At 61.1% G+C, this 25,696-nt stretch carries 17 protein-coding genes; 14 read left to right on the forward strand and 3 right to left on the reverse strand.

Features of this window, described 5'->3' with window-relative positions:
• Nucleotides 1-47 precede the first annotated feature (47 nt).
• The 3 genes from ACHEXL_RS02175 to ACHEXL_RS02185 all read right to left on the reverse strand — a co-directional run bounded on the left by ACHEXL_RS02175 (nt 48) and on the right by ACHEXL_RS02185 (nt 5,389).
• A complete protein-coding gene (locus tag ACHEXL_RS02175; protein WP_416560419.1) occupies nt 48-2,048 on the reverse strand; it encodes a methyl-accepting chemotaxis protein in 2,001 nt (666 codons plus the stop codon).
• Nucleotides 2,049-2,200: 152 nt separating this feature from the next.
• Nucleotides 2,201-3,757 carry a benzoate-CoA ligase family protein gene (locus tag ACHEXL_RS02180; RefSeq protein ID WP_416560420.1) on the reverse strand — a complete coding sequence of 519 codons (1,557 nt, stop codon included), beginning with the start codon at nt 3,755-3,757 and terminating at the stop codon, nt 2,201-2,203.
• Nucleotides 3,758-3,817: 60 nt separating this feature from the next.
• Nucleotides 3,818-5,389, reverse strand: coding sequence for a 3,4-dehydroadipyl-CoA semialdehyde dehydrogenase (locus tag ACHEXL_RS02185; RefSeq protein ID WP_416560421.1), 1,572 nt, complete (start codon nt 5,387-5,389; stop codon nt 3,818-3,820).
• A gap of 208 nt (nt 5,390-5,597) precedes the next feature.
• On the opposite strand from ACHEXL_RS02185, the gene ACHEXL_RS02190 reads away from it, so the two are divergent.
• The 14 genes from ACHEXL_RS02190 to ACHEXL_RS02255 all read left to right on the forward strand — a co-directional run bounded on the left by ACHEXL_RS02190 (nt 5,598) and on the right by ACHEXL_RS02255 (nt 25,600).
• Nucleotides 5,598-6,512 carry a helix-turn-helix transcriptional regulator gene (locus ACHEXL_RS02190; protein WP_416560422.1) on the forward strand — a complete coding sequence of 305 codons (915 nt, stop codon included), beginning with the start codon at nt 5,598-5,600 and terminating at the stop codon, nt 6,510-6,512.
• A gap of 156 nt (nt 6,513-6,668) precedes the next feature.
• Entirely contained in the window at nt 6,669-8,327 is a 1,659-nt protein-coding gene (boxC, locus tag ACHEXL_RS02195; RefSeq protein WP_416560423.1) for a 2,3-epoxybenzoyl-CoA dihydrolase, read from the forward strand.
• A 90-nt stretch (nt 8,328-8,417) separates the two neighbouring features.
• Nucleotides 8,418-9,845 (forward strand): benzoyl-CoA 2,3-epoxidase subunit BoxB, encoded by a 1,428-nt coding sequence (gene boxB / locus ACHEXL_RS02200; protein ID WP_416560424.1) that lies wholly within the window; start codon nt 8,418-8,420, stop codon nt 9,843-9,845.
• A gap of 306 nt (nt 9,846-10,151) precedes the next feature.
• Complete coding sequence (boxA, locus tag ACHEXL_RS02205; RefSeq protein ID WP_416560425.1) at nt 10,152-11,465, forward strand: benzoyl-CoA 2,3-epoxidase subunit BoxA; 1,314 nt, start codon at nt 10,152-10,154, stop codon at nt 11,463-11,465.
• Nucleotides 11,466-11,605: 140 nt separating this feature from the next.
• The gene (locus ACHEXL_RS02210; RefSeq protein WP_416560426.1) at nt 11,606-13,330 is read left to right on the forward strand and encodes an NADH-ubiquinone oxidoreductase-F iron-sulfur binding region domain-containing protein; all 1,725 of its coding nucleotides are present in this window, start codon (nt 11,606-11,608) and stop codon (nt 13,328-13,330) included.
• Nucleotides 13,327-16,119, forward strand: a complete 2,793-nt coding sequence (gene fdhF, locus ACHEXL_RS02215) for a formate dehydrogenase subunit alpha (protein WP_416560427.1) — start codon at nt 13,327-13,329, stop codon at nt 16,117-16,119. Before ACHEXL_RS02210 ends, fdhF begins: the two co-directional genes overlap by 4 nt.
• Nucleotides 16,120-16,215: 96 nt before the next feature.
• Complete coding sequence (locus tag ACHEXL_RS02220; protein WP_416561294.1) at nt 16,216-17,694, forward strand: sensor histidine kinase; 1,479 nt, start codon at nt 16,216-16,218, stop codon at nt 17,692-17,694.
• A gap of 24 nt (nt 17,695-17,718) precedes the next feature.
• Nucleotides 17,719-18,282, forward strand: coding sequence for a DUF3305 domain-containing protein (locus tag ACHEXL_RS02225; protein ID WP_416560428.1), 564 nt, complete (start codon nt 17,719-17,721; stop codon nt 18,280-18,282).
• On the forward strand, nt 18,279-18,971 hold the full coding sequence (locus ACHEXL_RS02230; RefSeq protein WP_416560429.1) for a DUF3306 domain-containing protein: 693 nt from the start codon (nt 18,279-18,281) through the stop codon (nt 18,969-18,971). The genes ACHEXL_RS02225 and ACHEXL_RS02230 overlap by 4 nt, the downstream gene beginning before the upstream one ends.
• A complete protein-coding gene (locus tag ACHEXL_RS02235; RefSeq protein WP_416561295.1) occupies nt 18,931-21,048 on the forward strand; it encodes a 4Fe-4S binding protein in 2,118 nt (705 codons plus the stop codon). Before ACHEXL_RS02230 ends, ACHEXL_RS02235 begins: the two co-directional genes overlap by 41 nt.
• Nucleotides 21,049-21,057: 9 nt before the next feature.
• Nucleotides 21,058-21,684, forward strand: coding sequence for a TorD/DmsD family molecular chaperone (locus tag ACHEXL_RS02240; protein ID WP_416560430.1), 627 nt, complete (start codon nt 21,058-21,060; stop codon nt 21,682-21,684).
• 144 nt (nt 21,685-21,828) lie between these two features.
• Entirely contained in the window at nt 21,829-22,947 is a 1,119-nt protein-coding gene (locus tag ACHEXL_RS02245) for a TRAP transporter substrate-binding protein (RefSeq protein ID WP_416560431.1), read from the forward strand.
• Between the two features lie 74 nt (nt 22,948-23,021).
• A complete protein-coding gene (locus tag ACHEXL_RS02250) occupies nt 23,022-23,651 on the forward strand; it encodes a TRAP transporter small permease subunit (RefSeq protein ID WP_416560432.1) in 630 nt (209 codons plus the stop codon).
• On the forward strand, nt 23,648-25,600 hold the full coding sequence (locus tag ACHEXL_RS02255) for a TRAP transporter large permease (RefSeq protein ID WP_416560433.1): 1,953 nt from the start codon (nt 23,648-23,650) through the stop codon (nt 25,598-25,600). The genes ACHEXL_RS02250 and ACHEXL_RS02255 overlap by 4 nt, the downstream gene beginning before the upstream one ends.
• Nucleotides 25,601-25,696 lie beyond the last annotated feature (96 nt).

A 25,696-nucleotide genomic window follows, 5' to 3' on the forward strand; every position in this document is an offset into this window, starting at 1 on the left:
TGGGGCCGTGCTCAGGCAAGGCATTGGCAAGCGCGAGAGGACTGCGTTCAGACTTTGAACTTGTCCACTTCCTGGCGAGTGCCATCGGCGATTTTGGACAACTCGATCACCGTCGCTGCGATCTCTTCGCTGGCAGCCGCGTTCGATTCTGCGATCTTGTTCAGGTTGGCGACGTTGGCATTGATCTCTTGAACCGCTGAGCTTTGTTGCTCAAGGGCTGCCGAAATGCGTTGCATCATGCCGTTGGCCTCGTTCGCACCTGTCTCAATGCGTTCCATATCGCGGCTGACTTCTTGTACCGTGGCCACAGCGTGTCGGGCTTGTGCAACGGCGTCTTGCACCAGTTGCGAGATTTCCTGTGTGCTCTCTGCACTGCTCGAAGCCAGCTTGCCCACCTCTTCGGCCACCACAGAGAAGCCTTTGCCGTGTTCTCCCGCGCGGGCCGCTTCGATGGCGGCATTCAAGGACAGCAGGTTGGTTTTGTTGGCGATTTTCTCGATCACCTCGGTGATCTTGTTGATCTTTTCGGAGTTGGCCGCGATGCCGTTGACCACCTCGACCATGAGCGACATTTTGTCTTTGCCAGACCGCACGATGGCCATCGACTCTTGTGAGCGTGCACTGGCTGTTTCGGTGTTGCGCGAAACGTCTGTGACCGACACGGCGGTTTCGCGTACCGCGTTGGCCAACTGAGCGATGGCGTGCATCTGATTTTGCGCGCCATCACTGATTTGGTTGATGGCCTGGCTGCTTTCGTTGGCCGCAGCTGCCACTTGGCGGGTGTTGCTGTTGATGGCCACCATGCTGTTGCCCAAAGCTTGGAGCGACTGGTTGATGTTGTCCTTCAAGGTGGCCAGGTCGCCACGGCCTTGGGCTTGAATTCGCCCTCGCAAATCACCTTGCGCGACGCCGTTCATGACCGTGCCAACATCGTTCAGCAGTGTTTCCATGGCCTGCATGGCGCTGTCAACGGCCGTGCGCAATTCGCCACGTACCTCGGTGGACATGCGTTTGCTGAAGTTGCCATTGGACAGAGCATGCATCACCTCTTGCAAGGCCTGCATGGTGGCGTCAACGCTTTGTGCGCTGGCGTTGACGGCTGCCTTCATGATCCCCAAATCGCCTTTGAGGTCAGCGTTGACGCGTTTGCTGAAGTCACCTGCTGCGATGGCTTCTACCACCGCGTTGACTTCGCCGATGGCCAATTGCTGTGCGGACATCAGTTGGTTGAATGCCATGGCTGTTTGCCCGACTTCGTCTTGGCTCTCAATGGTCAGTCGGCGTGAGAAGTCAGATGAGCGCTCAATGGACATCACCATGGCACGCAGTTCGTCCAGAGGGCGTGTGATGCTTTGCACTTGCCAGCGGATCATGGCGGCGATGATGAGCATCACCACCAAGACCATGGCGCCGAATTGAAGGGCCAAATCCCAAAATTTGCGGTTGACATCGTCAACGTAAATGCCTGAGCCAATCACCCAGCCCCAAGGCTCAAATTTCTTGACGTAAGAGAGCTTTTCAAACAACTCGTCGGTGGTGCCGCCACCCAATTTGGGCTTGGGCCAGTTGTAGGTCACAAAACCGTGCCCCGATTTTTGGACCACTTCATTGAACGCCACAAACAGGTTTTTCTTGCCGTCGGTTTTCTCGACAGGACCATCGACCCCGGCCTGAAGCGTTGTGGCGCAGTTGAAATTGGCACCATCGAGGATCTTGCCGTTCAAGGCTGGCACCGTGGGGTGCATGATCATCTTGGGAATCGGCGTGGTCAGGTCGTTCAGCCAGAAATACTCTTTCTGCTCGTAACGTACGGCATTGATGGCCGATATGGCCGCTTCTTTTGCTTCTGAAGCTGTCAAGTCGCCTGACTTTTCCTTCTCATGGAAGTGGACCAAGATGGTGTGTGTCGCTTCCACCAAATGACGGGTTTTGGTTTTTCGATCGTCCATCATGCTGGACTTTTCGAGGAACAGCGCTGTCAGCGACACCGCCAACAGACCTATCAGAGTCGCCAGCCCGCCCAGCATCAACCGTGTTTTGACTTGCATGAATCATCCAAAATAACGCTTATTGCGTTGAATTGGTGATTTTAAGGGTTTCTACTGACCAAGTGATGTCTTTGGTTTTTTAATTTACTTTGGTGATTTAAGTTGGAAATGAGTTCTTTCGGGCCAATCTTCCAGATGGGTTGGCGAGTGCCTTATTGCTTTTCCATGTCCCGCAGACGGAAACGTTGAATTTTGCCCGTGGCGGTTTTGGGCAGTTCAGCCACAAAATCGATGAAGCGCGGGTATTTGTAAGGAGCCAGGCGCTCTTTCACAAACGCTTTGACTTCGGCTTCGGTCAGGCTTTGGCCTTGTTTGAGCACGATGAAGGCCTTGGTCTTGGTCAGGCCGTCGGTGTCTTCCTTGCCGATCACCGCAGCTTCGAGGATGGCGGGGTGCTGCACCAGCGTGGCCTCGACCTCGAAGGGCGAGACGTAGATGCCGCTGACTTTGAGCATGTCGTCGTTGCGCCCGGCGTAGGTGTAGTAGCCGTCGGGGTCGCGGGTGTACTTGTCGCCACTCTTGGTCCACACGCCCTGGAAGGTGTCGCGCGATTTTTCGCGGTTGTTCCAGTACATCAGGGCGCTGCTGGGGCCCTGGATGTACAGGTCGCCGATTTCGTTGTGGCCCGTGACCACGCTGCCGTCCTCGTTGCGCAGTTGCACTTCGTAGCCGGGCACGGGCTTGCCGGTGGTGCCGTAGCGCACATCGCCGGGGCGGTTGGACAGGAAGACGTGCAGCATCTCGGTCGAGCCGATGCCGTCGATGATTTCGCAGCCGAAGTGGGCTGTCCAGCGTTCTCCGATGTCGCGCGGCAGCGCTTCACCCGCCGACGAGCACAGGCGCAGCGCGACCTGGTTTTTGGCGGGCAGATCGGGGCTGGCCAGCATGCCGCCGTAGCCTGTGGGCGCGCCATAAAACACGGTGGGCTGGTGGTCGACCAGGCGCTTGAAAGTGGCTTGCGGGGTGGGGCGCTCGGCCATCAGCACCACCGCGGCACCCACGCTCAGCGGGAAGGTGAGCGCGTTGCCCAAGCCGTAGGCAAAGAACAGCTTGGCGGCCGAGAACACGGTGTCGCTTTCCTGCAGGTTCAGCACGCCTTGGCCATACAGCTCAGCGGTCCAGTACAGGTTGCCCTGGCTGTGCACCGTGCCCTTGGGCTTGCCGGTGGAGCCGGACGAGTACAGCCAGAAAGCGGGTTCATCGGCCAGGGTCTGGGCCGGCAGCACCGGCTGGTTTTGGGCGACAAAGTCGGCCATGTTGAATTGACCCTGTGCCAAGGGGCCTGTGGGGCGCGAGACCACCACCTGGCGCACCTCGGTTTTGACCAGGCCCAAGGCGCTTTGCAAAGTGGGCAGCAGGGCGCCCGAAACCAGGGCGGCCTGCGCGCGGCTGTTGCTCAGCATGAAGGCATAGTCTTCGGCCGTGAGCAAGGTGTTCACGGCCACCGGCACCACGCCCGCATAGAGCGAACCCAAAAACGCCACGACCCAGTCGCTGCTGTCTTGCATGAGCAAGAGCACGCGCTCTTCGCGCTTGATCCCCATGGCCTGCAGGCCTCCTGCAAAGCGGCGGATCTGCTCGGTCAACTCGCCATAGGTCATGCGGCCCGCATCGTCGATCAGCGCGGTTTTGCCGGTACGCCCAGCATTGCTGGCGATCAGGTGCTGGGCGAAGTTGAAGTTTGCGGGTGGTGGGGGCACGGGGCGCATGGTTTGTCTCCTCGGAAGTCTCTGATGTTGTTGGAATGATGGGTGCGTGTGAAGGGGGGTTTATATGGACAAGGCGGCGCCTTGCGTGGCCAGCTCATCCAGTGCCAGCGCACTGCCCTGAACCGCAGTGCGGCGATGGTAGAAATTGAGTGCCCTCAGCCCCCCCAGTTCTTCGCCACCACCGGCGCGGCCGGGTCCGCCGTGCAGGCTCATGGGCATCACGTTGCCGTGGCCGCTGTGCAGCGATGCCACATCGGGCGAGACCGCGTGCACGCGGCCGTGGCTGCTGGCCAGCTCGACCGAGGCTTGCGCTGTGAAAGCCGGGTCTTCGCTGTAGACCGAGCAGACCAGCGAGCCTTCGCCGCGGCGGATCATGGCGTAGGCCTCGGCGATGCTGTCGTAAGGCATCAGGGTGGAGACGGGGCCGAACACCTCGACCGCGTGCAGCACTTGGGCCGTCATGGGCGATTCGGTGCCCAGTAGCACCGGGGCCACGCAAGCGGACGATGCGTCGGCATCGACCAGGGCGGCGCTGTTGCCGTCGTACAGCACGGAGGCTTCGGTTTTCAGCTGGGCCAGGCCCGCCAGCACGCTGGCTTTTTGTTCTTGACTGACCAGGGCGCCCATGCGCACCGTTTCATTGCGCGGGTTGCCCACGGTGGTTTTGGTCAAGCGTGCGCCAATGGCTTCGGCGGCGGCTTGGTAGAGCGCGCGGGGCACAAAAATGCGGCGGATCGCGGTGCACTTCTGGCCTGATTTGACGGTCATTTCGCGGGCGACTTCGGCCACCAGCAGCTTGAAGGCTTCGCTGTCGGCTGTGGCGGCGGGCGAGAGCAGGGCGCTGTTGAGGCTGTCGGCTTCGATGTTGCAGCGCACCGACAGCTCGGTCACGGCGCGGTGGCTGCGGATGACCCGGCCCGTCTCAGCCGAGCCGGTGAAGCTGACCACGTCAAAGGCCTGCAGCTGGTCCATGAGGCCAGCCGACGAGCCGCAGATGACCGACAGCGCGCCCACGGGCAGCACGCCCGCATCGACCACGTCTTTGACCATGCGCTGGGTCAACCAGGCGGTGGCCGTGGCGGGTTTGATGATGACGGGCACGCCCGAGAGCAGGGCTGGCGCGGCTTTTTCCCAAAGGCCCCAGCTGGGGAAGTTGAAGGCGTTGATGAAGAGGGCCACGCCGTGGGTCGGCACCTGGATGTGCTGGGTCTGGAAAGCCGGGTCCTTGGCCATGCGGATGCGCTGGCCGTCCAGCAGCAGCGTGGCGTCACCCAGGGCCGCACCCTGTTTGGCGTAGTAACCCAGTGTGAAGATGGCGCCGTCGATGTCCACAGCCGAGTCCTTGGCTACAGTGCCGCTGTTGGCAGTGGCGATCTCGTAGTAGGCGTCGCGGTTGGCTTGCAGCACCTCGACGATCTTGGAGAGCAGCGCAGCGCGCTGGCCGTAGCTCAGAGCGCGCAAGGACGCACCGCCCGTTTCACGTGCAAAAGCAAAGCCTTCGGCCAGGTCGATGCCGGTGCTGGACACGCGGGCCAGCTCGGTGTTCAGCACCGGGTCGAACATCGGCGTGCCTTCGCCGGTGCCGGTCTGCCAGCGGCCAGCGAAAAAATTGGGGAGCAGGGGGCTGTTCATGGGCGGGGCTTTCAGCGGGTGATTCAGGTTGGTGGTTTCGGGTCGGCACACCGGGGCATGCCACAAAAAAACTGTTCCAGAGGCTCAGTTGGCGGTATAAACAGCGGGTGATGCACTATTGTGCGTGCCTGATAGTATGCATTAAAGTGCATGTTTTGAGGTTGATGAATTCCTAGGGTTTTCCCTGGTCGGTGATCAAAGGTTGAGCATGACATCCCCTGAATCCACATTGATGGAAGTTTCCGAGCCCGAAACCCGGCGCAGTCCTTTTCTGGAAGCGCTGGGCGAGCGCGTGCGCACCTTGCGTTCGCGCAAAGGCATGACACGCCGCGCCGTGGCGGTGGCGGCCGATGTGTCCGAGCGCCATTTGGCCAACCTCGAATACGGCACGGGCAATGTGTCGGTGCTGGTGCTCTTGCAGGTGGCGCAGGCCCTGCAATGCTCGCTGGCCGAACTGCTGGGCGATGTGACCACCACTTCCCCCGAGTGGCTGCTGATTCGCGAGTTGCTCTCCAAACGCAGCGAGGCCGATTTGCGCCGTGCGCGTGTGCAGCTGAGCGACATGTTTGGCGAGGGCGGTAACGCGCAAGAGCGCAAGAACCGCATCGCCCTCATTGGCTTGCGCGGCGCGGGCAAGACCTCGCTGGGCCAGCGCTTGGCTAAGGACCTGGGCTTTCCCTTCATTGAGCTGAGCCGCGAGATCGAGCAGTTTGCCGGTTGCCAGATCAGCGAGATCCACAACCTCTATGGGGCCAACGCCTACCGCCGTTACGAGCGGCGCGCCCTCGAAGAAGCCATTCAGATCTACCCCGAAGTGGTGATCGCCACACCCGGTGGTTTGGTCTCGGATTCGGCCAATTTCAACCTGCTGTTGTCGCACTGCACCACCGTGTGGCTGCAGGCCGATGCGGCTGACCACATGGGGCGCGTGGCCGCACAAGGCGACATGCGCCCCATGGCGGCCAGCCGCGAGGCGATGGAAGACCTCAAGCGCATTTTGGAGGGGCGCTCAGCCTTCTATTCCAAAGCCGACCTGGCCATCAACACCAGCGGGCGCACCGAAGACCAGGCGTTCGAGGCCTTGCGATCTTCGGTTCGCCAGCACCTGACTTTGGTGTCTTGAGGGATGCAAGAAATTTCATTTCCTAGGGTAAATACCTATAAAATGAATTAAAGTGCATATTGAGGGTGGACTTGATCGGCACTAAAATTCAGCAAAGCATGCACTGAAGTGCATTTTTTGACCAACATCAAACCTTCCTACACGACGGAGACCGACATGAGCACTTCCCTTCAGGTCAATTACCAGACCAACCCAGCCGAGTACAAGCACATTCAATTGGCCTTTGAGGGCGAGATCGCGACCTTGTCGATCAACATCAACGAAGACGCCGGCATCCGACCTGGCTACAAACTCAAGCTCAACAGTTACGACCTGGGTGTGGACATCGAGTTGCACGACGCGCTGCAGCGCATCCGCTTTGAGCACCCTGAAGTGCGCACCGTGGTGGTGACCAGCGCGCGTGACCGCGTGTTCTGTTCTGGCGCCAACATCTTCATGTTGGGTGTGTCCACCCACGGCTGGAAAGTGAACTTCTGCAAATTCACCAACGAAACCCGCAACGGCATCGAAGACTCCAGCAAGCACGACGGCCTGAAATTCGTCGCGGCCCTGAACGGCGCTTGCGCGGGCGGCGGCTACGAGCTGGCCCTGGCTTGCGACGACATCGTGCTGGTGGACGACCGCTCGTCTGCCGTGTCTTTGCCTGAAGTGCCCCTGCTGGGCGTGCTGCCCGGTACCGGTGGCCTGACCCGCGTGACCGACAAGCGCCATATGCGCCACGACCTGGCCGACATCTTCTGCACCAGCGTCGAAGGCGTGCGCGGTCAAAAAGCCGTGGACTGGCGTTTGGTCGACGCGATCGCCAAGCCCGCAGCCTTCAAGGAAGTGGTCAAAGAGCGTGCCACCAAGCTGGCCGCTGGCAGCATCCGCCCCGTGGGCGCCAAAGGTGTGACCCTCACACCGATCAACCGCACCATCGCGGCTGACAGCCTGAGCTACACCAATGTGTCGGTGGACATCGACCGCGCCAAGCGCATCGCCACCTTCACCGTCAAGGCGCCTGCCACGGCCCAGCCCACCGACATTGCCGGCATCGAAGCCGCAGGCGTGAACTGGTGGCCGCTGCAGATGGTGCGCGAACTCGACGACGCCATCCTGCACATGCGCACCAACGAACTCGACATCGGCACCTGGGTCATCAAGACTTCGGGCGACGCTGCCGCGGTGCTGGCCTCGGATGCCACCATGCTGGCCCACAAAGACCACTGGTTTGTGCGCGAAACCATCGGTCACCTGCGCCGCACACTGGCCCGGATGGACGTGACCTCGCGCAGCCTGTTTGCCTTGGTCGAAGAGGGGACTTGTTTTGTCGGCACACTCGCCGAATTGGCCTTCTGTGCCGACCGTGCCTACATGCTGGCGCTGCCGGACGACGAAGCCAAAGCCCCCAAGATTCAGCTGAACGAAATGAACTTTGGTTTCTTCCCCATGGTCAATGACCAGACCCGCCTGCAGCGCCGCTTTTATGAAGAAGTGCCCGCGATGGAAGCCGCTCGCGGCGCCATCGGCAAGGCCTTGGATGCCGACGCCGCTCTGGCCCTGGGCTTGGTCACGGCAGCGCCTGACGACATCGACTGGGCTGACGAGATCCGTTTGGCCCTGGAAGAGCGTTCGTCCATGTCGCCTGACGCCTTGACCGGTCTGGAAGCCAACCTGCGTTTCGCTCAGCAAGAGAACATGCTGACCCGCATCTTCGGCCGCTTGACTGCCTGGCAGAACTGGATCTTCCAGCGCCCCAACGCCGTTGGCGAAAAAGGTGCCCTGAAGGTTTACGGCAAAGGCGAAAAAGTCCAGTTTGATATGAACCGCGTTTGATGTTTTTGCGTTGTGCAGTGCGGTGCCCGGTGGTCCGCGCTGCAACCGAAATTTGACCCCACCGTTGCTTTTTTATTTCTGGAGACTCTCATGTCCGGTATCAACTACAGCGAAAAAATCCCCAACAACGTCAACTTGAGCGAAGACCGCACGCTGCAACGCGCCTTGGAGCAGTGGCAGCCCAACTTCATCAACTGGTGGGACGACATGGGCCCCGAGGGCTCGACCGACATGGACGTGTACCTGCGCACGGCCGTGAGCGTGGACCCGCAAGGCTGGGCCCAGTTTGGCCACGTCAAGATGCGCGACTACCGTTGGGGCGTGTTCCTCAACCCCGGCGAGCAAGACCGCAAGATCCACTTCGGTGACCACATCGGCGAGAAAGCCTGGCAAGACGTGCCTGGCGAGCACCGCGCCAACCTGCGCCGCATCATCGTGACCCAAGGCGACACCGAGCCCGCATCGGTCGAGCAGCAGCGTCACCTGGGCCTGACTGCGCCCAGCATGTATGACCTGCGCAACCTGTTCCAGATCAACGTCGAAGAAGGCCGCCACCTGTGGGCCATGGTGTATTTGCTGCACAAATACTTTGGCAAAGACGGCCGTGAAGAAGCCGACGCCCTGCTGCAGCGCAACAGCGGCAACGAAGACAACCCCCGTATCCTGCAGGCCTTCAACGAGAAGACCCCTGACTGGTTGTCTTTCTTCATGTTCACTTACTTCACAGACCGTGACGGCAAGTTCCAGCTGTGCGCTTTGGCTGAGTCGGCTTTCGACCCATTGGCCCGCACCACCAAGTTTATGCTGACCGAAGAAGCCCACCACATGTTTGTGGGTGAGTCCGGCGTGAGCCGCACCATCCAGCGCACCGTGGACGTGATGAACCAGCTCAAAACCGATGACGTGGCCAAGCTGCGCGCCGCCGGTGTGATCGACCTGCCGACCATCCAGCGTTACATCAACTTCCACTTCTCGGTGACCATCGACCTGTTCGGTGCCGACCAGTCGTCCAACGCCGCCACCTTCTACAGCTCCGGTCTGAAGGGCCGTTACGAAGAAGGCAAGCGCACCGATGACCACGTCTTGAAGGGCAACAGCTACAAGATCCTGTCGGTCGAAGACGGCAAGCTGGTCGAGAAAGAAGTGCCGATGCTCAACGCTTTGAACGAGGTGCTGCGCGATGATTACATCACCGATTCCAAAGGCGGCATCGAGCGTTGGAACCGCGTGATCTCCAAAGCCGGTATTCCTTTCACCTTGACCGCGCCCCACAAGGCTTTCCACCGCAACATCGGCTCTTTGTCCGGTGCCAAGATCACGCCCGATGGCCGTGTGGTGAGCGATGAAGAGTGGATGTCCAAAGTGGGCGAGTGGTTGCCTACCAACGAAGACCGCGCCTATGTGGCCAGTCTGATGGGCCGTTGCGTCGAGCCAGGCAAGTTTGCCAACTGGATCGCGCCACCCGTCATGGGCATCAACCGTCAGCCTGTGGACTTTGATTACGTCCGTTTCAACTGATTGAGTCTCTGATTTGACTGCTGCCTCCTTCGTGGGGCGGCAGTCATCAAAGGCAGGGGCGGGTTCCTCATACTGGGGTGCCAGAAATCGTCACCCGCCCCTGCCTTTGATGACTGCATGGTGTGCGCAAAGCACACCCAACGCCAGTAGACTGCAAGGTCTGCGCTGGCGCTGAGCGACGGTATGGCTTGGGGCCGGGCGCCGATTTCTGGTACTCCAGCATGAGGCGCCCGGCCCCAAGCCATACCGTTGCGGGCCTCGCAAACCAAAAACAAATCGCTAAAGACACAACAAGAGATCCAAGACATGAGCACAGAAGCGACCTTGATCAAACAACACCTGATCGACCCGGAAATCTGCATCCGCTGCAACACTTGCGAAGCGATCTGCCCAGTTGGGGCCATCACCCACGACTCGCTCAACTACGTCGTCAAGGCCGACATCTGCAACCTCTGCATGGACTGCATCTCGCCATGCCCCACAGGCTCGATTGACAACTGGCGCATGATGCCCAAGGCCAAGGCCTACAGCATCGAAGAACAACTCAAGTGGGACGAGCTGCCTGCTGAACTGAGCGCTGAGGAATTGGCTGAGGCCGGTGGCCCTGGCGATGCCGCACAAGAAGAAGCCCAAGCTGCTGTGCAAGCGGCCGCGGCCTCTTCGGCTTCGGCGGCCAGCACCGCCTCTGCGTCGGGCTTCAACTCGGCCCAGTTCGGCGCCACCATCCCGCCATGGTCGGCAGCGCATGCCTATACCAACCTCTATGGCCCCAAAGCGGCCGAAAAAACCATCACCGCCACCGTCACCGGCAACCTGCGCGTGACCGAAGTCGGCAAACAAGACGGGCAACAAGACTACGACACCCACCACATCGTGCTCGACTTCGGCAGCATGCCTTTCCCGGTGCTCGAAGGCCAGTCGATCGGCATCATCCCACCGGGCTTGGATGCCAAAGGCAAGCCGCACCATGCGCGCCAGTACTCGATCGCCAGCCCCCGCAACGGCGAGCGCCCGGGCCACAACAACCTGTCGCTGACCATCAAGCGCGTGCTCGAAGACCACGATGGCCAGCCGGTACGTGGCGTCGGCTCCAACTACATGTGTGATCTGCAGGTCGGTGACAAGGTGCAGGTGATCGGGCCGTTTGGCGCGAGCTTCCTGATGCCCAACCACCCCAAGAGCAACATTGTCATGATCTGCACCGGCACCGGCTCTGCGCCCATGCGGGCCATGACCGAGTGGCGCCGCCGCTTGCGGGCCAGCGGCAAGTTCGAGGGTGGCAAGCTGATGCTGTTCTTCGGCGCACGCACCCCGGCCGAGCTGCCGTACTTTGGCCCGCTGAACAACCTGCCCAAGGACTTCATCGACATCGAATTCGCTTTCTCGCGTGAAGTCGGCAAACCCAAGCGCTATGTGCAGGACGCCATGCGCGATCGCGCGGCCGACCTGGTGGCCCAGCTCAAAGACCCGAACACCTGCTTTTACGTCTGCGGCCTCAAAAGCATGGAAGAAGGCGTGGTCATGGCCTTGCGAGACATCGCACAGAACGCCGGACTCGATTGGGATAGCGTGGGTGCGGCCCTCAAGAAAGAAGGTCGGCTCCACCTTGAGACCTATTGAGTGGATGCCGTGTCTTGGGGGTGTCGCCGTTTTGCGGAAGAGACCGTCCATTCGCGCTAGAGTCCCGCTGCTTGGGAGGTGAGGCGGCCGACCGTCCAGCATCCCCTTTGGCTCGCTGATTCTTGGAGTGATTGCTTCGCATGCAGACCGACCCCACGACCGAAACCCGCATCGGGCTCCAGCAGTTGCGTGAGCAACTGCGCCAGCCCCGATTCCAGCTCAAAGGCCGTCAGGTCTTGCCCGAGGCGCGTGCCCAGGTGCGCGCTCTGATCGGTGCACCGCCCGCAGACGGTCACCGCAGGGATCTGTTGATCGAACACCTGCATGCACTGAACGACCATTTCCATGGTCTCTTCGAGCGGCACATCGTGGCGCTGGCGGCCGAAATGCGCTTGCCCGTGGTCGAGGTGTTCGAGGTCGCTTCCTTTTATCACCACTTCGAGATCCTGAAAGACGATGAAACCGCGCCGCGTCTGACTGTGCGTGTGTGTGACAGCCTGAGCTGCAGCCTGGCCGGCAGTGACGGCTTGCTGCGCCAGTTGCAGGCCGAGCTGCTGGGCGTGAAAGTGGTGCCCGTGCCGTGCCTGGGCCGCTGCGAGCAGGCGCCAGCCGCCCAGGTGGGCCAGCAGGCCGTGGCGCAGGCTACGCCCCAGGCCGTGAGCGACCGGGTGGTGGCGCAGCAGACCACACCGAACCCTTTGCCCGACGCCACTCGGCTGGCGGCTTATCGGCAAGCCGGCGGTTACCAGCTGGCGCTGCAGGTCGCGGCGGGGCTGAAGGATCACGAATCGGTCATCCAGTGTCTGGAGTCCTCGGGTTTGCGGGGTCTGGGCGGCGCGGGTTTCCCGGCCGGCCGCAAATGGCGCATCGTGCGCAGCCAGCCGGGTCCACGTCTCATGGCGGTGAACATCGACGAGGGCGAGCCCGGCACCTTCAAGGACCGCACCTGCTTGGAGTCGGACCCGCACCGCTTTCTGGAAGGCGTGCTGATCGCGGCCAGCGTGGTCGGCTGCGAAGCGGTCTACATCTACCTGCGCGACGAGTACCACGAAGCGCGTGTCTTGCTGACCGAAGAGTTGGCTGCCCTTCAGGCCAATCCGCCTTGCGCCATGCCGCGCATCGAGTTGCGCCGTGGCGCGGGCGCCTACATTTGCGGTGAAGAATCCGCAATGATCGAGAGCATCGAGGGCAAACGGGGTGAGCCCCGCATGCGCCCGCCTTACATCGCTGAAGTCGGCCTGTTTGGCCGCCCGACCCTGGAGCACAACTTTGAGACGCTGTACTGGATACGCGAGCTCATCGAACAAGGCGCCGACAGCTTTGCATCGCACGGTCGCCATGGCCGCCAGGGACTGCGCCGCTTCAGCGTGAGTGGCCGCGTGAAACACCCGGGTGTCAAGCTCGCGCCCGCAGGTATCACGCTGCGCGAATTGGTCGACGAATACTGCGGCGGCATGGCCGAGGGGCACACGCTCTACGCCTATTTGCCCGGTGGTGCCAGCGGCGGCATCTTGCCCGCGCGTCTGGCCGACGTACCGCTCGACTTTGACACCTTGCAGCCGCACGGCTGCTTCATCGGCTCGGGCGCCGTGATGGTGCTCAGCCAACACGACAGCGCCCGCGAAGCGGCGCTGAACGTGATGCGCTTTTTTGCGCACGAGAGCTGCGGCCAATGCACGCCTTGCCGCGTCGGCACCGACAAGGCCGCCCAACTCATGGCGGCCGATGTGTGGGATGCCGACACCCTGCAAGACCTGGCGCAGGTCATGGGCGATGCGTCAATTTGCGGTCTGGGGCAAGCCGCGCCGAACCCGATCCGCTGTGTGCTGCAGTATTTTCCGCACGAAGTCGGGGCCCCAGCATGAGCACCGTTCAATTCACCCTCAACGGCCAAAGCGTCGAGGCCCCTGCCGGGAAAAGCATTTTCAACATCGCCAAAGAGCTGGGCATCGCGATTCCGCACTTGTGCCACAAAGAGGGCTTGGCCCCCGACGGCAACTGTCGCGCCTGCGTGGTGGAGGTGGCCGGCGAACGCACATTGGCCCCAAGCTGCTGCCGCAGCGCCACGCCCGGCATGCAGGTGCAGACGAACAGCGAACGCGCCCTCAAAAGCCAGAAGATGGTGCTGGAGATGCTGCTGGCCGACCTGCCCGAGCAGGGCCACAAATGGCTGGACGACCGCGCTGAAGCCCCACACGGCGAGTTGAGCCAATGGGCCGAGCACCACGGCGTGCAGGTGCGCCCGGCGCTGGCCGCGCTCCAGCGCGAGGCGGTGCCCGCCGACCTGTCGCACCCGGCCATGGCCGTGAACCTGGACGCCTGCATCCAATGCAACCGCTGCCAACGCGCTTGCCGCGACCTGCAGGTCAACGACGTGATCGGTTTGGCCTTTCGGGGTGCGCACACGCAGGTGGTGTTCGACCTGGCCGACCCGATGGGTGGCAGCTCGTGCGTGGGCTGCGGCGAATGTGTGCAGGCCTGCCCCACGGGTGCGCTCATGCCCAAGAGCCACATGGGACCGCAAAAGGTGGACCGCGAAGTCGATTCGGTGTGCCCGTTTTGCGGGGTGGGGTGCCTGGTCACCTACCAGGTGCGTGATGAGAAGATCATCAGCGTCAAAGGCCGCGAGGGCCCGGCCAACGAAGGCCGCCTGTGCGTCAAGGGCCGCTTTGGCATGGACTACATCCACAGCCCAGACCGGATCACGAAGCCGCTGGTCCGTATGGCGGGCGTGGCCAAGGACCTCAGCCTGATCGATGGCCACACCGACTGGCGCGAAGTCTTTCGCGAAGCCTCATGGGAGGAAGCGCTGGACCTGGCCACCCAGCCGCTCAACGCGCTGCGCCAACAACACGGCCCCAAATCGCTCGCTGGTTTCGGCTCGGCCAAGGGCAGCAACGAAGAAGCCTACCTGTTCCAGAAGCTGGTGCGCACCGGCTTTGGCAGCAACAACGTGGACCATTGCACCCGCCTGTGCCACGCGTCGAGCGTCGCGGCACTTTTGGAGGGCGTGGGCTCGGGTGCGGTGAGCAACCCGGTGCGCGATGTTGAGCATTCGGACCTCATCCTCGTGATCGGCTCCAACCCCACAGCCAACCACCCGGTGGCCGCCACCTGGATGAAGAACGCCGCCCAGCGCGGCACGCGCATCGTGCTGGCCGACCCGCGCATCACCGACCTTGGCCGCCACGCCTGGCGCACCTTGCCCTTTGAGGCTGACACCGATGTGGCGCTGCTCAACGCCATGCTGCACGTCATCGTGACCGAGAATCTTTGCGACGAAAGCTTCCTGCGCGAGCGTGCCGACAACGTGGCCGAACTCAAGGCCCATGTGCGGGACTACACGCCCGAGGCCATGAGCGCGGTCTGCGGCATTCCGGCCGAGACCATCCGCGAAGTGGCACGGGCCTATGCCAGCGCCAAAGCCGCCATGATCTTGTGGGGCATGGGTGTGAGTCAGCATGTGCACGGCACCGACAATGTGCGTTGCCTGATCGCGCTGGCCAGCATCACCGGCCAGATTGGCCGCCCCGGCACGGGCTTGCATCCGCTGCGCGGCCAGAACAATGTGCAGGGCGCGAGCGACGCGGGCCTGATCCCGATGATGTACCCCAACTACCAGCGGGTGACCGACAAGTCGGCGCATGACTGGTTCGAGAAATTCTGGGGCACCAAACTGGACGACCAGCCCGGCTACACCGTGGTCGAGATCATGAACAAGGCGCTGGCCCCGGACAGCGACCCGCACAAGGTGCGCGGCATGTACATCATGGGCGAGAACCCGGCCATGAGCGACCCTGACCTGAACCACGCCCGCCACGCGCTGGCCAGCTTGCAGCACCTGGTGGTGCAAGACATCTTTTTGACCGAGACCGCCTGGTTGGCCGATGTGGTGCTGCCTGCGAGCGCCTGGCCCGAAAAAACCGGCACCGTCAGTAACACCGACCGCACGGTGCAAATGGGCCGCCAGGCCGTGCTGCCGCCGGGCGATGCGAAGCCTGACTTGTGGATCATCCAGCAGATCGCGCAGCGCCTGTGCCTGAATTGGGCCTACGCAGGCGAACACGATGGCGTGGCCGCCGTGTACGAAGAAATGCGCCAGGCCATGGCCCCGGCGATCGGCGGTATCGACTGGGCGCGCCTGAACGCGGGCTCGGTCACTTATCCGTGCGTGAGCGCCGACGACCCGGGTCAGCCCATCGTCTTCCACGACCACTTCCCCACCAAGGACGGCCGTGTCTGGCTGGTGCCCGCCAGCCTGATCCCGGCCAATGAGCAGCCCGATGCCGAGTACCCGCTGGTGCTCATCACCGGGCGGCAGCTGGAGCACTGGCACACCGGCAGCATGACGCGCCGCGCCACCGTGCTCGACGCCCTGGAGCCTGCGGCCACGGCCTCGATGTGCGGAGCTGATCTGCAGCGGCTGGGTTTGCAAGCGGGGCAGACGGTGCGGATCGCTTCGCGTAGGGGTGAAGTGCTGCTGCAGCTGCGCCAGGACGATGGCACACCCGCAGGCGCGGTGTTCATCCCCTTCGCTTACCAAGAAGCGGCGGCCAACTTGCTGACCAATGCGGCGCTGGACCCTTTTGGCAAGATTCCGGAGTTCAAATACTGCGCGGTCCGGATCGAAGCGGCTGCGGGGGTGGACGCATAATCTGCGGCTGTCTTGAACCGGCTTGAACCGGTGGGTTGGTGATCCGGCGTCAACCCCGGTTGGCTGTCCGATCGGGCCAAGGAGGCCGTTTTGAATGTGAATGTGCAAACCATCTTCTGGATGGATGCGTTTTTGTACCTGATGCTGCACGCCGCCATCTGGTATGGCCTGGCCCGTTTTCGCAGCCCCGTGGTGGTTTTGTGGAGTGCTTCGGGCATATTCAGCGCATTGGGTCTGTGTGTTTTAGGCAGCCGGGGCTGGCTCAGCACCGATGTGGTGGTGGTCGCTGGCCAGTTTTTGATGGCAGCCGGTAACTGGGGCCGGCAGGTGGCTCTTCGTTCCCTCAGCGCAGCGGCATCTCCGCTTTGGTTATGGAGCTCGGGTGCGGCGAACATCGTCTTTTTGGCCACCAGCTATGGTTTGCATTTTTCGGGCTCACCCGAGGGCACCGTCATGCTGGTGTTCTATGCTTTTTATACCTTCAACTGCCTGGAATATTTCTTTGCAGGCCAGCGCATCGCCCTGACACACGACAAAAAGGGCGCAGATTCGGTGATGTGGGCGGGCTTGATTTTGTCGCTCACCTTGGGCATCAAGACTGTGGCCATGCTGGTCGGCGTGGGGGGCGCAGATTTGTACGCAGCCTCCTGGGACCATCTGCTGGTTTTCGCTGGTCAATTTGTGGCTTTGGTCATGCTGTGTGTGGGCTTCATGCAGATTTTCATTGACCAGAACCACCGCCGCCAAATCGCGATGGGGCAGCAATTGGCCCGTGAGCAAGAGCGTGCTGCAATGGCCCTCCAGCATTCCGATGCCCTGAGTGTTTTGCTGGCCGAGAGGGAGGAAATCATCCGGCGCTTGACCTTGTCCAACAAGTCGGCGGGCATGGGGGCGCTGGTGGCCAGCATGGCCCATGAACTGAATCAGCCGCTGACCACCATCGTGCTCAAAACCGAATTGATCGAGTCACACTTGCGGCGCAACCGAGATCCCCAAGCGGCACTGGCCGAAGTCCACAAACTGGCCGATCTGATTCGGCAGGACACGCGCCACGCGGCGGCCATCATCCGCACTTTGCGCAGCATGTTTGCCACTGGCAAGGGGGAGTACGCCCGCTTGGACCTGTCCCAATTGGTTCAAGACATGGTGAACATGGTGAGCGCCCATGCCAAACGCTGTGACATTGAACTCGACATGGATTTCCAGGGGCCTTTGCCGTTGACTGGAGATGCCACACAGCTCCAGCAAGTGGTGCTCAATTTATTGAACAACGCCATTGAGGCCTTGCTCGAAAAGCCTGGGCAGCCCTCTCGAATTGTCATTTCCGGTCAAGCCCGCCCGGGTTGGGTGGAGTTGCGCATTGCTGACAACGGCTGCGGCATGGAAGATGATGAAAAAGAGGACGTTTTTGCCCTGTTCAAGACGTCCAAATCCAAAGGCATGGGTGTGGGTTTGTGGCTCAGCCAATCGATTGTGGCAACGCACGCGGGGAGATTGAGCTTTGAAAGCGAGGCCGGCCAAGGTACGGTATTCTTGCTTGCTTTGCCTTCGCACGAGTACGTGCTCGGCAACTGATCTTTGATCTCTCTAAGGGAAATAGTGTCCATGTCTTCACGTCCACAAATTGATGTGGCTGTACTGATGCGCAAAGAGGCTGTGCAAGGCCCTATGGCGCGTTGGCAATCTTGGCGCTGGGTGCTGGCCGATGTAGTGCCGAACGAAGCGGGGTTTGGCTCAGCCCCCCGCAGCCTGCGCCAAACCGCTACCGATTCGCTCTGGCTTTACCCGGGCTGGCCCGTGGCGCTGTTCACCGACGATGCAGAAGGGTATTGGCTCAACGCCACTTCGCCCACGCCTTGCTACTTTGTCATGTGGCGTTTGATCGACGCCGAAGACGGCAGCGAGCCGCTGGCGGTGCCGCAAGCCGTGAGCCTGAGCTACCACGATGCAGGCCGCTGGCTGGACGCACAGGAAACCGTTGAAACCATTCCAGCCCCCGCCGAAGTGGTGGCCTGGATGCAGGGGTTTGCCGAGCAGCACTTTGTGCCCGAAGAAAAAAAGCGCCAGCGCCCACAGAGTTTCCAGCGCCTGACCGACCGTTTCGGTCAACCCGTCTCGGTCAGCACCGACAGCAAACGCAAAGGCGCAAGGCCAGGGCCATGAGCGACAACTTTTTCAGCCGTTGGTCGCGCCGCAAGCAAGGTCTTGACCAGAGTGCAGCCCCGCAGACCGAGTCTGAAGCCACTCGGCGGGTGGCTTCGGCCGCTGTTCCGACACCAGCGAGGACCGATGGTCAGCCGCAGCCCCATGCCGCAGACCGTTTGGCCCCAGGGGCCCCAGCCCCAATTCCCGATGCCTCAGAGCCCCCGCTGCCGACGATGGCCGATGTGCAGGAACTCACGCCGTCCTCCGATTACCAGAGCTTCATGCGCCAGGGCGTGCCCGGCGAGGTGCGCAATGCAGCCATGAAAAAACTCTTCACCGACCCGCACTTCAATGTGATGGACGGTTTGGACATCTACATCGGCGACTACAACACGCCGGACCCTCTGCCTGCGGGTATGCTTGAAAAGATGGTGGGGGCCGAGTTGCTGAACCTGTTCCCCAAAAAAACACAGAACGACGTGCCTGCGACCGCCGACAGTGGCCTGCAGGACAGGCCCGCGCAAAGTCCCGACGCGCCGCAAGACTCGCCACTTGTGGCACAGTCGCCGCCATCCCCAATGACACCGACACTGCAGCCCACACCGGCGCTGCAGGCACCTGAATCGACAGAACATGACCACCCTGATTTGCAACTGCAACCAAACCATGCCCCTGCAAACCCAAGCTCTGGGCCAAGCACTGGGTGAAGACCTGACGCTGCACACCACCTTGTGCCGCCGCGAGGCCGGGCAATTCCAGAAAGCCGTGAAAACCGGCGAGACCGTGGTGGTGGCCTGCACCCAGGAAAAACGCCTGTTCAGTGAACTGGCCGAACAAACCGAAGGCGCGATCTCGCCGATCCGTTTTGTCAATATCCGGGAAACCGGTGGCTGGGGCAAGGAAGCCGCGCACGCCACGCCCAAAATGGCCGCCTTGCTGGCGGCTGCCCGCCTGCCTGAGCCGGAGCCGGTGGCCACCGTGACCTACAAAAGCGAAGGCCGTGTGCTCATCATCGGAGCCATCGATGCCGCCGAACGCGCGGCCAGCTTCCTGGCCGATACGATGCAGGTCACGATTTTTGCGCAAGGCCCCGGCAATGCCGGGGGCAGCCAGGAGCGGCGCTTTCCGGTGGTGGCGGGTCGCTTGCAAGGCCTCAAGGGCTGGTTGGGTGCGTTCGAGGTGTCGTGGGACGCCAGCAACCCGATTGACCTCGACCTGTGTACCCGCTGCAACGCCTGCGTGGCCGCTTGCCCCGAGCAGGCCATTGGCCTCGATTACCAGGTGGATCTGTCGCGCTGCACTTCGCACCGCGACTGCGTGAAAGTGTGCGAGGCCGCCGGCGCCATCGACTTCTCGCGCGACGCGCGTCCGCAAACCGAGCGCTTCGATGTGGTGCTGGACCTGCGCGGTGACAAAGCTTCGCCCACGTTCACCTCGCACGTCTTGCCGCAGGGTTACTTCCGCTGGGATGGTCAAGACTTGCAAACCTTGCTCAAGGTGCGGGAGCTGGTGGGCGAGTTTGAAAAGCCGCGCTTTTTTGCCTACAAGCAAAAGCTCTGCGCCCACAGCCGCAATGAGCAGGTGGGCTGCAGTGCCTGCATCGACATCTGCTCGGCCGAGGCCGTGCGCTCGGACAAAAGCCGCCAGCAAATCGTGGTCAACCCCAACCTGTGTGTGGGTTGCGGCGCGTGCACCACGGCGTGCCCCACGGGCGCACTGACCTATGCCTATCCGCGCCCGGCAGAGCAGGGCGCCAAGATCCGCGCACTGCTGTCGGCCTACCAGGCCGCAGGTGGGCGCGATGCCGCGTTGCTGTTGCACAGCCAGGAAAAAGGCCAGGCCCTGATCGACGAGCTGGGCCGCGGTGCGCAGCTGGGCGTCATGCAAGGGGTGCCCGCCCGCGTGATGCCTGTGGCCTTGTGGCACACGGCCAGTGTGGGCATGGAGTTGTGGCTCTCGGCAGTGGCTTATGGTGCTCGCCAGGTCATGGTGCTGCTCACCCACGAAGAAGCGCCCCAATACCGCACCGCGCTCATGGAACAAATGGCCGTGGCCCAAAGCCTGCTGAGCGGCCTGGGCTACACCGGCGTGCATTTCCAGCTGATCGAAGCCAAGACCGCCACGTCACTGGATGCCGATTTGCAGCGCCTGGCCGCCCGCGGCCTCAAGGTCATCAACCTGCCCACCGGCCCCGCCACCGCCGCCCGCCACGCGGTGCAGGCCGAAAAGCGCAGCAACCTGGAGCTGGTCATTGATCACCTGATGGCCCAGTCGCCCGTGATGGCCATGGACGAGGCTAAGCGCCCCAAGGCGCTCGATTTGCCTGCTGCCGGCTCGCCCCTGGGCAGCATCGTGGTGGACGGCAACAAGTGCACCCTGTGCATGAGCTGCGTGGGCGCTTGCCCCTCCTCGGCCTTGCAGGACAACCCGCTGCAGCCGGAAATCCGTTTCATCGAAAAAAACTGCGTGCAGTGCGGCCTGTGTGCCAAGACTTGTCCGGAGAACGCGATCACCTTGCAGCCCCGCCTGTCTCTGACGCCCGAGCGCACGCAAGTGCGTGTCTTGCACGGCAGTCCGCCTTATGCCTGCATCCGCTGCAGCAAACCCTTTGGCACGCTCAAAGGCATCGAAGCCATGCTGGGCCGTCTGGCCGGACACAGCATGTTCCAGGGAGCGGCGCTCGAACGCCTCAAAATGTGCGGCGACTGCCGTGTGGTGGACATGTTCACTGATGAAAACCAGGTGCGCGTCCCGGGTGCCGGCACGCCTTCCAAACCCCAATAATCAATTGTCATGAGCCAAGAACTGAACCTGTCCCCCAGCAGCCACGCGCTGGACGAAGAAACCGCCCGTGCCGAAGTCTATGGCCTGCTGTCACAGCTGTACTACCAAGCTCCGGGCGATGAACTGCTCGGCCAGTTGCAGGTCGCGGTGACCGAAGCCCCCGATGCCGGTGGCTTTCTGGAGGAGCCTTGGCGTGAGCTGGTAGCCTGCGCCCGCAGTTTGAGCCAGGCTCAAATCGCGGCCGAATACACCGGCTTGTTTGGCGGTGTGGGCAAGCCCGAGGTGTATTTGTTTGGTTCGCATTACCTCAGCGGGTTCTTGAATGAAAAGCCGCTGGTGCGTTTGCGCGACGATTTGGCCGAGTTGGGCCTGGCCCGCAGCGAGGCCATGCCAGAAACCGAAGACCATGCGGCCTACGTCTTGGAGGTCATGCGCTTCCTGATTGCGGGCGACGATGTGGCGGTGTCGAACCTGACCCGCCAGCAAGCCTTTTTCACGCAGCACGTGCAGTCTTGGTTACCCGCCTTGTGTCAGACCTTGCAGGCCCATCCTCGCGCGGTTTTTTATGCACGGCTGGCGGCTTTCACCGAAGCTTTCATCAGCGTGGAGTCGCAAGGCTTTGACCTCGTGGCGTGATTGAAAGTTTTTGCGTGGCCCATTGAAAAAAATGACGGACAGGACGCGGGTTTTTACTTAGAGGTCTGAGGCTGGCTACTCTGATAATGGTAACCAAGCGGTAACTTTTTACGCTTAAAAGTTTTATAACCACTGGAGACCCACTTGACCGAAGCCCAAACCCCACGTCGTCGCAACCTCCTCAAAGGCGCAGCTGTCGCCGCAGGTGCTATTTCCGCACCCATGATCGCCAAGGCCCAAACCGGCCCGATCTCCATGCGCTGGCAGAGCACCTGGCCTGCCAAGGACATCTTCCACGAGTACGCACTCGACTACGCCAAAAAAGTCAATGACATGACCGGTGGCGATCTGAAGATCGAAGTGCTGCCTGCTGGCGCCGTGGTGCCTGCATTTGGTTTGCTCGAAGCCGTCTCCAAAGGCACTTTGGACGGCGGTCACGGCGTGTTGGGTTACCACTACGGCAAGCAAAACGCCCTGGCCCTGTGGAGCTCCGGCCCTGCTTTCGGCATGGACGCCAACATGATTCTGGCCTGGCACAAGTACGGCGGTGGCGCTGAACTGCTGGCCAAATTGTATGCCTCCATTGGCGGCAACGTGCAGTCCTTCCTTTACGGTCCCATGGCCACACAGCCATTCGGCTGGTTCAAGAAGCCGATCACCAAGACATCGGACCTGAAAGGCCTGAAGTTCCGCACCAACGGTTTGGCCATTGACTTGTTCACCGCCATGGGCGCTGCTGTGAACGCCTTGCCTGGCGGCGAGATCGTCCCTGCGATGGACCGCGGTCTGCTCGACGGTGCCGAGTTCAACAACGCGACATCCGACCGCATCTTGGGTTTCCCCGATGTGTCCAAGGTCTGCATGCTGCAAAGCTACCACCAGGCTTCGGAAACCTTCGAGATCATGTTCAACAAGACCAAGTACGACGCGCTGCCTGCGAAGTTGAAGTCTGTGATTTCCATCGCCACAGAAGCCGCTTCGGCCGACATGTCGTGGAAAGCCATCGACCGTTACTCCAAGGATTACGTCGAACTGCAAACCAAGGACAAGGTCAAGTTCTTCAAGACACCTGACGCGATCCTGCAAGAGCAACTCAAGGTCTGGTCTGAAATTCTGGAGAAGAAGTCTGCCGAGAACCCCATCTTCAAAGAAGTGGTGGCCTCGCAGAAAGCCTTTGCAGCCCGCGCTGTGAAGTGGGATCAGGACACCAACATCAGCCGCCGTATGGCTGTGAACCACTTCTTTGGTGCCAAAAAGGCCTGATCTCCTGATCTGACTTAGCCCATCAGCCATCTGGGCTTGTCCAGATGGCTGATTTATTTTTACGTGGTTCCCTTATGCAAAATCTATTGCTCTTTATCGACAAAGTCAGCACTTGGATTGGCCAATTCTTTTCTTGGCTGATCGTGGCGTTGACTGTCATGATTTCTTGGGAGGTGTTCTCCCGCTATGTGTTGGACAACCCCCACGCCTGGGCTTTTGACGTGATGAGCATGATGTACGGATCGCTCTTCATGATGGCCGGCGCTTACACCTTGTCTAAAAACGGCCATGTACGCGGCGATGTGCTTTATGGCTTTTTCCCGCCTCGCCTCCAGGCCTGGCTGGACTTGATTCTCTATATTTTGTTTTTCATTCCCGGCGTGGTGGCGTTGGCTTACGCAGGTTACGGTTTCGCGGCCGAATCTTGGGCCATCAACGAGCATTCCAACATCACTGCCGACGGCCCACCGGTTTATCCTTTCAAGACCATCTTGCCGATTGCAGGAGCCTTTTTGTTGGCTCAGGGCTTGGTTGAAATTGTGCGTTGCATTGTCTGCATCAAGCAGGGCGAATGGCCCAAGCGCGGGGATGACGTGGATGAAGTGGACGTTGAAAAGCTCAAGGAAATGGTCAACGTCAAAGACGAAGACATTGCCAAACTCGATGTGTTGGTGACAGCGGCTGGCAAGGGAACTCACAAATGAAAAAAGAAGTTTGGTTTGGCCTGACGATCATGGCCTTGGTCGTGTTGTCGGCCTTTATTTTGCTGCCTGCGCCCTCCGAGATGACCAACGGTCATTTGGGTTTGCTGATGCTGGCGCTGGTGGTGGTGGCGATCATGTTGGGTTTCCCAACTGCCTTCACATTGATGGGCATGGGCATGATCTTCGCCTGGATTGCCTACCGCAGCCAGAACCCTGATTTGGCGGTCAACCAGACACTGGACTTGATGGTTCAGCGTGCGTACTCGGTCATGTCCAACGACGTGCTCATCTCGATCCCCTTGTTCGTGTTCATGGGCTACCTCATTGAACGCGCCAACCTGATCGAAAAGCTGTTCAAGAGCATGCACCTGGCCATGGCTCGCTTGCCGGGATCTTTGGCTGTCGCGACGATCGTGACTTGCGCCATTTTTGCCACAGCTACCGGCATCGTCGGTGCGGTGGTGACGCTCATGGGCTTGCTGGCGCTGCCTGCCATGCTGCGTGCAGGTTACAGCGTGCAACTGTCGGCCGGTGCCATCACCGCAGGCGGTTGCCTGGGTATTTTGATTCCGCCTTCGGTCATGCTGATTGTTTACGGCGCGACCGCAGGCGTATCCGTGGTCAAGCTCTATGCAGGTGCATTTTTCCCTGGCTTGATGCTGGCCACTTTATATGTCCTGTACGTGGTGATCCTGGCGAAAATCAAACCGCAGATGGCGCCACCCATGTCGGCCGAAGACCGCATCGTGCCATTGCCAGCCTTCGCTCAGGTGGTCTCCAAAGACGTCAGCAGCACGGTTTTGCCTGGCCTGATCGGTGCGATCAAGGGCAAGCGCAACGCCGCTGTGCCCATGCGCGAGTTGCTCAACCACTTGGGCATCGCCTTGCTGCCAGCTTTGGCTGTGGCGGCGATCATGGGTGCCATTTATTTCAAAGTCACAGCTCCGCTGCCCGTTGAGGCGGTGGAAGGCGTGGTGGCCATGGGTGGCGAATTGGCCGATTCGGCTGCAACCGAAGAAGAAGCCTCAAGCGTGAGCGGTTTGGCTGAGCCGGAAGCAGAGGGCTTGCAAACACCGCCAGACTCGACCGAAGCGGCTAAAGCCGACGCCGTACCTGCTGCAGAAGCTGTCAAAGAAGAAACTCCCGCGGCCGCCAGTGCTGACGCTCAAGCGCCTGCGGCATCTGCCGAGAGTGTGCCCGCGCCAATGTCTTTCTGGATTGGCTTGGCCAGTTGCGCTGTGGCTTTGGCCATCTTCTACGCTTACTTCAGCTTCACGCGCCTTGAGATCTTCAAGATGCTGCTGGGCTCGTTCTTCCCCTTGGCACTCATGATTTTGGCGGTGCTGGGCACCATCGTGTTTGGCTTGGCCACACCGACCGAAGCCGCGGCCATGGGCTCACTGGGTGGCTTGTTGCTGGCCGCAGCTTACCGACGCCTGAACTATGTGGTGTTGCGCGAGTCGGTGTACCTCACGGCCAAAACCAGTGCCATGGTGTGCTGGCTGTTTGTGGGCTCCAGCATTTTCTCGGCCGCGTTCGCACTGCTGGGTGGCCAGGAGATCATCAACGACTGGGTGCTGGGCATGGACCTGACACCTGTGCAGTTCATGATCCTGGCGCAGGTGGTCATCTTCTTGCTGGGCTGGCCGCTGGAGTGGACCGAGATCATTGTGATTTTCATGCCGATCTTCATCCCTTTGCTGCCCCACTTCGGCATCGATCCCCTGTTCTTCGGCTTGTTGGTGGCCTTGAACCTGCAGACCGCGTTCCTCAGCCCACCCGTGGCGATGGCGGCGTTCTACCTCAAAGGCGTCAGCCCACCCCACGTCACGCTGAACCAGATCTTTGCAGGCATGCTGCCCTTCATGGCCATCCAGGTGTTTGCCATCGTGCTGCTCTACATGTTCCCGGCCATCGGCATGTGGTTGCCTGAGGTGCTTTACAAGTAAAAAAAGAAGTTGTCCGCACACACCAAGCCGCGGCTTGGTGTGTGCTGGCGCACATTGTGTGCCTTTGGTTGCCTCTGCTGTCACTGGTTTGACGCG

This window comes from Limnohabitans sp. YIMB22184 (genome assembly GCF_048020265.1).
Classification (GTDB): domain Bacteria; phylum Pseudomonadota; class Gammaproteobacteria; order Burkholderiales; family Burkholderiaceae_C; genus Limnohabitans_A.